We start from the raw sequence: 8,789 nt of genomic DNA, 5'->3' as shown, positions 1-8,789 counted from the left end.
GGGATGTGCGGAGTCGAGCTGTCAGGGATGACGTTTTTTGCGTGTCTGCGGTCAGGGTACCCCGCAGAGGTGGCCTATCTCCGCAGGTCAATGTTCCCTGGCCGAGTCTGGCGATGTCGGAGCCATGGCGCCCTGCAACAGGCAGCGGCCCTTACAACGAATTGCGGTAGCGGCGAATCAGGTTGGCGGTTGAGTCGTCATAGGCTTTCAGGTTGCCTTCGTGCAGTACCTCATACACCGCATTGCCCAGCACCTTGCCCAGTTCGACGCCCCACTGATCAAACGAATTGATACCCCAGATATGCCCCTGGACGTAGACCTTGTGCTCGTAAAGCGCGATCAGCGCACCGAGCACTTCCGGGGTCAGCAGGTCGAAGGTGATTGCAGTGTGCGGCTGATTGCCGGGTATCACCTTGTGCGGAGCCAGCTTTTGGGCCTCGGCTTCACTCATGCCCTGGGTCATCAGTTCCGCAGTCACTTCCTGCTCGGTTTTGCCTTCCAGCATGGCTTGCTGCTGGCCGAGGAAGTTGGCAAACAGCCAGGCGTGGTGGTCGGCGACCGGATTGTGGCTCTGCAGCGGCATGATGAAGTCGGCCGGAATCAGCCGGGTGCCCTGGTGCAGCAACTGGTGATAGGCGTGCTGGCCATTGGTGCCGGTGCCACCCCAGATCACGGCGCCGGTCTGCCAGGTGACGGGTTCGCCATCACGGGTAACCCGCTTGCCGTTGGACTCCATGTCCATCTGTTGCAGGTGCGCCGGGAAGTCGCGCAGTGATTCGTCATAGACCAGCACGGCTTTCGATTCGGCACCCCAGAAATTCTGATACCAGATGCCCAGCAAGCCCATGATCACGGGCAGGTTGTTGCCCAGCTCAGTGGTGCGGAAGTGCTCGTCCATGGCATGAGCGCCGTCCAGTAACTGTTCAAAAACATCCATGCCGAGCACGATCGCCTGCGGCAGGCCGATGGCTGACCAGAGGCTGTAGCGACCCCCTACCCAGTCCCACAGCGGATAGATGTTGTCTTCGGCAATGCCGAATTCGGTGGCAGCCTTGATGTTGGTGGAGACGGCGACAAAGTGATGCTGCACGTCCTTTTGCTTGCCACCCTGCTCGAAAAACCAGGCGCGTGCGGCCTCTGCATTCTTCAGGGTTTCCAGCGTGCCGAATGACTTGGAGCAGACCACGAACAGCGTGGTCTCCGGGTCCAGATCACGGCAGGCACTGGTGATGTCGGTGCCGTCGATATTGGCCACATAGCGCAGGTCATAGCCTTCGCGCCAATAGGGGCGCAGGGCATCACTGACCACCTTGGGGCCGAGAAAGGAGCCGCCGATGCCAATGTTGACAATGGTGCGCAGCGGCTTGCCCGTATAGCCCTTGAACTCGCCCTTGTGCACGGCGTCGGTAAAGGTGCGCATGCGTTTCAGCGTCTTGCGCACAGTCGGCATCACATCCTTGCCGTCCACCTTGATCGCCCGGTCGGAGCGATTGCGCAGTGCCACGTGGAGTGCAGGGCGCTGTTCGGTATTGTTGATCGGGGTGCCATCGAACATGGCCTTGATGCCGCCATCAACCCCGGCTTCCCGCGCCAGATCGATCAGATGTTCAAAGGTTTCACGGGTGGCCCGGTGGCGGGAAAAGTCGACATGCAGGCCGGCGGCCTCGAGAGAGAATTTGTCATGGCGGCCATTGTCTTGCTGGAACAGGGCTCTGAGCGTGGTCGACTCGATTGCGGGTTTGTGTTCAGCCAGAGTCTTCCAGGCGTTCAGTTCAGTGGGCGCTACCATAGGGTCATGTCCTGTCATCAAAAGGGGTCTTCAGAGGCCTGCGGAACCCGATGCATCCGGGCTCCTGACCGGTTGGAGAGTATGCCGTAGTCCGCTCAGCCCTTCAAATTGAGCGTCAGATTGTCAATCAGGCGAGCCTGCCCCAGCCGGGCGGCTGCCAGGATCACCAGATCGGTGTCTGTGGCGCTCGCGGGCTGCAGCGTTTGCTGGCTGCAGACAGAAAAGTAGTCAGGCCGCCAGCCACTGCGCACCAGGGCATCCTGTGCTGACAACTCCAGCCCTTCAAAGTCGCGCTCTCCCTGCAGGATGCGATCACGGGCCAGTACCAGTTGCCGATAGAGGTCTGGCGCCCTTTGACGCTCGTCGCCGGTCAGATAGGCATTGCGGGAGCTCAGCGCCAGGCCGTCATCGGCGCGCAGGGTCGGCGCCCCGTGAATCTCGGTGGGGATGAACAGGTCCGTGACCATGCGTTTGATGATGGCCAACTGTTGAAAATCCTTTTCGCCAAAAACGGCAAAGTCAGCCTGAATCATGTTGAGAAATTTACACACGACCGTGGCCACACCGGTGAAATGCCCGGGCCGCACGGCGCCGCAATGACGCTCGCTGAGGGCTGGCACGGTAACCCGGGTTTCGTCCCCGGGCGGATACATGCCTTCGACGCCCGGTGTGAACACTCCGTCGACATGGTACCGGCGCAGGGCGGTCAGATCCGCGTCTGGCGTGCGCGGATAGGCGTCCAGATCCTCTTCCGGGCCGAACTGAGACGGATTGACGAAAATGGTGCAGATCACCAGATCGGCCAGCGACTGTGCCTTTTCAATCAGTGACAGATGACCGTCGTGCAGGTTGCCCATGGTCGGCACCACGGCCAGTGTCTTGCCGGCCAGTGTCAGTTCATGCCTGAGGCGTCGCAGTTCTTCGGGTTTGGTGTAGATCTGCATCAGAACTGGTGCTCCGGCTGCGGAAAATCGCCGTTGCGCACCGCCTGGTCATACAGGGTGATGGCTTCCTGCGGTGAACCGGCGTCCGTCATGAAGTTGCGTACAAAGCGTGCGTTGCGGCCGGTGTTCATGCCGAGCATGTCGTACAGCACGAGTACCTGACCGTCCACATCGGCGCCGGCACCAATCCCGATGACCGGGACCGGAGAGCGCTGTTGCAACTCTTTGGCCAGTTCGGCAGGAATACACTCCACCAGCAGCATGTCGGCCCCGGCAGCCACCAGTGCATCTGCATCCTCCAGCAACTGCTGTCCGGCGGCATCTTTGCCCTGTACCCGATAGCCACCGAATTTGTTGACCGACTGGGGTGTCAGGCCGAGGTGGGCGCAGACCGGCACTCCGTTGTGCGACAACTGTTCGATGGCCGGTGCCAGCCAGCGTGCGCCTTCCAGCTTCACGATTTCGGCACCGGCCTGCATCAATTGATGGGCGGCATCCAGGGTGCGCTCGACCGTGGCAGCGGTCATGAACGGCAGGTCAACCATCAGCATGCTCTGCTGATTGCCGCGAGCAACGGCTCGCGTGTGGTAGGCCATGTCGTCAAGGGTGACCGGCAGCGTGCTGTCATGCCCCTGAATGACCATTCCCAGAGAGTCCCCGACCAGCATGACCTCTATGCCGGCAGCGCTGACCCAGTGGGCCTGCGTAGCGTCGTAGGCCGTCAGGCTGGTGAACTTCCGGCCTTCGGCTTTCATCTTCTGCAGGGTGCGAATGGTGATCTTGGCCATGCTAACCTCGTCAGTTCAGTAGGCGGCAACTATACCGAAACAGCCCAAAGGGTTAAACGTTGCAGGTTATTGTACATTCCGACACAGGAATCGACGCCCATGGCACCCCGTCTGTGCCGGAACCTTGAGAATGATGCGGGTTCAGAGGGGGTCGATGGCCTGGTCGCTGACCTGCTCCAGCCAGATATCCAGCGACTGGCCGGCAATCACCAGGTCCGGTGCCAGGTCTGCCAGCGGCTGCAGTACGAAGGCGCGGTCAGTCATTCTGGGGTGGGGAATTGTCAACTCAGGTTGACTGATCTCGGCATCACCGTAGAGCAGAATATCCAGATCCAGAGTGCGTGGCCCCCAGTGTTCTTCTCGAATTCTGTGCTGGCGCAGCTCAATGCCTTGGAGGGCCCGCAGCAGAGCCTCGGGCTTCAGGCGGGTAGAGATCTCGGCGACGGCGTTGACAAAGTCCGGCTGGTGGTCCGGCCCGCCAATGGGTTTGGAGAGATAGTAACCGGAGACAGCCAGCAGCGAGATGTGCGCCTCGCTCTGCAGCCAGCCGATGCCGGCATCCAGCTGTGCTACCGGGTCTTCCAGATTACTGCCCAGGCCGATAAAGGCCTGTTCGAACCGATCGTTGAGCTGCATCTGATCAGTCATTGTCAGAGGGCAGGCCGCTTGCGGCGGGTTCGGGTCTTGCGGCGCTGACCACCCAGTGCACCGACCATCTGCTGGCGGCTCTGTTCATCCGCGTTCTGATAGTCTTCCCACCACTGACCAAGGCCATCAAGGTCGACACCGGAGGCTTCACGCAACAGCATGAAGTCGAAGGCGGCCCGAAACTTGGGATGAGTGACCAGGCGTTCTGCCCGGTTGCCCTGCCGGTTGGGCAGGCGGGACTGCAGTTCCCAGATATCACGCATGGTGAACTGGAAGCGTTTGGGGATGGACGTGCGCTGGCCCTGCAAGCTGATGGCTTCCTGAATGGCCTGCTGCTGCGCCGGTATGGGCGGCGTGCCGGCATTGCGGTTGCTCAGAGTCTGGGTTTCCACGACCGGCCACAGAAAGGCGGCGTAGATGAAAGCCGGGGTGACCGACTTGTCACGCGCAATCCGGTCATCAGTGCTCTTCAGGGCACTCAGTATGAGCGCTTCATACTGTTCGTCGGGCGCCTGATCCAGCACGGCCTGGGTGTGCGGAAACAGGTGGCGAAACAGGCCATATTCCTGCAAGCGCTGATAGGTCCGCACGCCATAGCCGCTCATGAACAGCTTCAGCACATCATCAAACAGCCGGGCGGCCGGGATATTGTCCAGCAGGTGCGCCATGGACTCTATCGGCGCAGCGGTTGCGTGTTCAATCGAGAAGTCCAGCTTGGCGGCAAACCGCACGGCACGCAACATGCGCACCGGATCTTCCCGATAGCGCTGATCCGGGTCGCCGATCATGCGAATCTGTCGGGCATCAAGGTCATCCAGCGACGTGGCCAGCGTCACCAGCGAGAAGTCGGACGTGGTGTAGTACATGGCGTTGATGGTGAAATCCCGCCGTATGATGTCTTCTTCCAGCGAGCCATATACATTGTCACGCAGCAGCATGCCGGTATCAGAGCGCTTATGGGAATCGCCGTGCCCGCGATCAACGGCATCTTCGGCCCCGGCACGGAACGTGGCCACCTCAATGATTTCCCGCCCGAAAACCACATGCACAATCTTGAATCGGCGGCCAATGATGCGCGAATTGCGGAACAGAGCGCGGACTTCTTCCGGTGTGGCATCGGTGACTATGTCGAAATCCTTGGGTTGAATGCCCACCATGATATCGCGCACGCCACCGCCCACCAGGTAGGCCTCATGATTCTGCTTGTTCAGCCGATACAACACCTTGAGAGCACTTTCACTGATTTGCTTGCGTGAAACGGGGTGCTGGTCGCGGGGGATTCTGATGATTTCGGGGTGTTCCAAGTTGTTGTTTTTCCCGAAAAAACGCTTGATAGCCTGTAGCAAGTGGAGTGGTCCTCGGTAAACCCTGGTCGATGACTGAAAAAATGTTGTCGCTAGTCTAGCTTAAAAAGCAGTCTGGAGACAGTCGGTCGGACACAGAGCAGGGTCTGGCGAGTAAAACCGCCTTGGTTGACAGATGTTCAAGTGGGTAGTACCGGAGTCGGGGAGTGAATCAAGGGACAGCAAGGCAAAAGTGCAATGCGGCGCCTGTTGTTTTTGTTTTGGGCGCCGACCGATGAAGTAGGCCATGTTCTTGTTTTTGTTACCGGCTGCTGGTGCTTGAAGTGAGCAGCACCAGACAATAAAAAAGCGCCCTTGTTTTTGTTTTTGGTTGGGCGCCGGATTGTCTTTTTTGGGCCTTGTTGTTTTTGTTTGGTGGCCGTTGTTGTTGTGCGCCCTAGTAATAGCAGATGCTGTGCCAATAATTAAAAAACAAGTTAAAACAAGGGCTTAGTGTCAAAAGAGTGTCTGCGGCATCCATTTTGAGCTCGACCGGTGTGTCGATGGGTAACACAGTTGTTACGTGTTTGCGTAACACAGGCGGGCTTTCGGGCGTCCGTTTCAGACCGGAACCAACTCAGCGGTTTCCAGCTTTCAATATTCAACTCAGCGCAAAAACTTCTGGTAAACGCCAACAATCACGGTAGGAACTGACTATAATCTGCGCCGTTCACGGACACTTTTCGTGCTTTCTACAGAGGGAGAATCCAAATGACCATCGCAATTGGCGATCGAATTCCAGACGTCAGTCTCAAAACCAATGGCCCGCAGGACATCACCACCGGAGAAGTCTTCGATGGCAAGAAGGTGGTGTTGTTTGCTGTCCCCGGGGCTTTCACTCCCGGCTGTTCCAATACGCACATGCCGGGTTTTGTAGTCCAGGCCGACGAGATTCTGGCCAAAGGGGTTGATACCATTGCCTGCCTGTCGGTCAATGACGCCTTCGTCATGGGCGCCTGGCAGCGTGATCAGAATGCCGAGAAAATCCTGATGCTGGCGGATGGCAACGCAGATCTGGCCGAAGCACTGGGACTGGAGCTGGACGCCACAGGCGGCGGCATGGGTGTGCGCAGCAAGCGTTTTGCAATGATCGTCAATGACGGTGTTGTCGAGTATCTGGGCGTGGATGCCAAAAGTATCGACAAGAGCAGCTCAGAAACCGTTCTGGCGCATCTCTGATTTCAAGTGATCATAAAAGCTTTGGCGATTGAGAGGCGGGCCCGGGCGGCCCGCTTTTCGTTGCCTCAGTAGCGCTCCGCAAAATAAGCTCTCAGCTCGGCATATTGTTCCTCGCTCCATCCTTCCGGCTCTGTGAGCGCATACCAGGCGTCCAGATAATCCGCGCCGGAGTAGTCGTGGCCAAAGCCTCTGGGTGACGCACCGGTCGTCATGTCGGCTGCCAGTTGCAGAAACGTCACTACCGGTATCCAGCGCAGCTCTGGCGACACATCAAACGCACGTTCTCCCTGCATCCACTCTGGTTCCTGATACAGCACCGACGGGTCAAACAGGGTGATAGGGTCACTGGCGTACTGCAGGATGCCAATGCGGAAATTGCCCCAGGAGCGATTGAAATCATCCCAGCCACCGCTCTGATTGCCGAAACGGATCACTTGCCCGTCGCGAAAACGCGGCAACCAAGCGGGCGAGCCCCGGTCCCGGCGGTGCGTAGCGGTGCGCCAGGTGTCAGTACGAAACGGTGGGCCGCTCCAAAGAACACCCTGGAAGGGGTCATCGATGATATCGAATAGATCGAAGGAACGGTCCGAGTTCAGCGCACCCAGGCTCAGACCGTGCAGATAAAGGTCCGGGCGCACGTCGGCGGGCAGTGATCGCCAGTGCCCGTAAATCACTTCAAAGGTCGCGCGGGCCTGGTCCGCCCCGTACTCACTCTCGGTCATCAGCGCCAGCGGACTCGACAGGTAGGAATATTGTACCGCCACACTGGCCACATCACCATGAAACAGGGCTTCCAGCGTGTGCATGGCTGCCGGGTCGATCCAGCCTGTGCCGGTAGGCGTGATCAATGCCAGTACGGACCGGTCGAAGGCATCCACCCGCAAGAGTTCCTGCAGTGCCAGTTCGGCACGTTCCTCCTGTGTCTCAGCCGAATTGAGGCCTGCATAGACCCTGATGGGAGGCTGATACCGGTCACTGAACGGTGCCAGAGATTCTTCGTCCAGGCCGTTGGTCACAAAACGACGCCCCTGGCGGCCGAGTGTTTCCCAGCCCAGCAGTGACTCGTTGCTCCCGGTCAGAGCCGGGTCCTCAGGCTGTTCTGTAGCCGGGTCGGTCAGGGCATCCACCTGCTGATAGGAGCGATCCAGTGCGCGCAGTAATGAGGCGAACACGATGCCGTCAATCACCAGCCAGAACACAACCACCGCGACCATTACGCCACCTACATAGGAAATACGTCGAGGCACCAGGCGCCGGGACCAGTGTGGAATCAGGAGAAAAGCGCTGTGCAGCCAATAAGCGGCGGTTTTCAGCACTAGAAAGAGTGGCACGGCAATCAGCCCGACCCAAAGTGAGCGTATCCGGGCGTCTTCCTTCATGCCCATCAGGCCGCGCACCTGATTCTGCCACTCGGTGGCCTGCCACAGAAACGACACCGCAATCAGCCCGAACAGAGCCGCAGCAAGCCACTGGGAAATCAACTGGGTGCGGCCGCTGACCGTGGGCAATTCCAGAAAGAGCCAGAGCCGATGCAGCAGGTAGCCCAGGAGATAACCGGCACTGAGTGACAGGCCGGTAATGACGCCCTGTACCATTTCCCCTCGCGGCAGCAGAGTGGGGGTCAGTGACGCGGCGAAAAACAGGGTGCCGAGCAGCAGGCCGGTCGTATTGAAGTGTTTGATCGGTTTCATGATAAACAGGTCTGAAAGGCCTCTTGTCAGTCGCCACTGACCTATTGCAGATCAGTGGCCAAAATACCGGGCAACCAAACCGTAAAGCAGGGCCCCACCCAGCGTGGCAATACCGACATTCCGTGTCAGACGCAGCGTCACCAGCACGCCCAGCGTGCCGGCAACCAGACTGAACAGGGTAGCGGGCTCGGGATGGTTGCGCCACAGGTCACCCACCGAGACTACGATCAGGGCACTGATGGCCGACAGCCCCAGCGCACTGAGCACCAGAGTAATCGGGCCCGAGCCACTGGCCAGCCTCTGACCCGCCATCATGGGTACCAATCGAATCAGGTAGGTACCGATACCCGCGGCGACGATAAATGTGATAAAGGGCAATCCGCTCAGGGTCATGGTGCGGACTCTTC

At 59.0% G+C, this 8,789-nt stretch carries 8 protein-coding genes; 1 reads left to right on the top strand and 7 read right to left on the bottom strand.

Annotated elements, in window-relative coordinates; translation table 11 throughout:
- Positions 1-151: 151 nt before the first annotated feature.
- The 5 genes from pgi to pcnB all read right to left on the bottom strand — a co-directional run bounded on the left by pgi (position 152) and on the right by pcnB (position 5,473).
- The gene (pgi, locus tag LAT62_RS14970) at positions 152-1,789 is read right to left on the bottom strand and encodes a glucose-6-phosphate isomerase (protein ID WP_293385782.1); all 1,638 of its coding nucleotides are present in this window, start codon (positions 1,787-1,789) and stop codon (positions 152-154) included.
- A gap of 95 nt (positions 1,790-1,884) precedes the next feature.
- Positions 1,885-2,733: a pantoate--beta-alanine ligase gene (gene panC / locus LAT62_RS14965; protein WP_293385780.1), complete on the bottom strand. Its 849-nt coding sequence runs from the start codon at positions 2,731-2,733 to the stop codon at positions 1,885-1,887.
- On the bottom strand, positions 2,733-3,521 hold the full coding sequence (gene panB, locus LAT62_RS14960) for a 3-methyl-2-oxobutanoate hydroxymethyltransferase (protein WP_293385778.1): 789 nt from the start codon (positions 3,519-3,521) through the stop codon (positions 2,733-2,735). The genes panC and panB overlap by 1 nt, the downstream gene beginning before the upstream one ends.
- 141 nt (positions 3,522-3,662) lie before the next feature.
- Entirely contained in the window at positions 3,663-4,169 is a 507-nt protein-coding gene (gene folK, locus LAT62_RS14955; protein ID WP_293385776.1) for a 2-amino-4-hydroxy-6-hydroxymethyldihydropteridine diphosphokinase, read from the bottom strand.
- 2 nt (positions 4,170-4,171) lie between these two features.
- Positions 4,172-5,473: a polynucleotide adenylyltransferase PcnB gene (gene pcnB, locus LAT62_RS14950; protein ID WP_293385774.1), complete on the bottom strand. Its 1,302-nt coding sequence runs from the start codon at positions 5,471-5,473 to the stop codon at positions 4,172-4,174.
- Between the two features lie 750 nt (positions 5,474-6,223).
- Between pcnB and LAT62_RS14945 the strand changes: the two genes are divergently transcribed.
- Positions 6,224-6,691 carry a peroxiredoxin gene (locus LAT62_RS14945; protein WP_293385772.1) on the top strand — a complete coding sequence of 156 codons (468 nt, stop codon included), beginning with the start codon at positions 6,224-6,226 and terminating at the stop codon, positions 6,689-6,691.
- Positions 6,692-6,756: 65 nt separating this feature from the next.
- Here the strand turns inward: LAT62_RS14945 and LAT62_RS14940 are convergent, their stop codons facing one another.
- Positions 6,757-8,382 carry an alpha/beta-hydrolase family protein gene (locus LAT62_RS14940; RefSeq protein ID WP_293385770.1) on the bottom strand — a complete coding sequence of 542 codons (1,626 nt, stop codon included), beginning with the start codon at positions 8,380-8,382 and terminating at the stop codon, positions 6,757-6,759.
- A gap of 51 nt (positions 8,383-8,433) precedes the next feature.
- Positions 8,434-8,789, bottom strand: a 356-nt coding sequence (locus LAT62_RS14935) for an AzlD domain-containing protein (RefSeq protein ID WP_293385768.1), incomplete at its 5' end; no start/stop codon positions are given.

It is taken from the genome of Natronospirillum sp. (assembly GCF_022565775.1).
Taxonomy (GTDB): domain Bacteria; phylum Pseudomonadota; class Gammaproteobacteria; order Pseudomonadales; family Natronospirillaceae; genus Natronospirillum.
This window is presented reverse-complemented; position numbering and strand designations above follow the sequence as displayed.

What these genes read in the sequence shown, in the direction of transcription:
- panB (WP_293385778.1), bottom strand. Translation starts at nt 3,521, where the DNA reads ATGGCCAAGATCACCATTCGCACCCTGCAGAAGATGAAAGCCGAAGGC.
- LAT62_RS14940 (WP_293385770.1), bottom strand. Translation starts at nt 8,382, where the DNA reads ATGAAACCGATCAAACACTTCAATACGACCGGCCTGCTGCTCGGCACC.
- LAT62_RS14945 (WP_293385772.1), top strand. Translation starts at nt 6,224, where the DNA reads ATGACCATCGCAATTGGCGATCGAATTCCAGACGTCAGTCTCAAAACC.
- folK (WP_293385776.1), bottom strand. Translation starts at nt 4,169, where the DNA reads ATGACTGATCAGATGCAGCTCAACGATCGGTTCGAACAGGCCTTTATC.
- panC (WP_293385780.1), bottom strand. Translation starts at nt 2,733, where the DNA reads ATGCAGATCTACACCAAACCCGAAGAACTGCGACGCCTCAGGCATGAA.
- pgi (WP_293385782.1), bottom strand. Translation starts at nt 1,789, where the DNA reads ATGGTAGCGCCCACTGAACTGAACGCCTGGAAGACTCTGGCTGAACAC.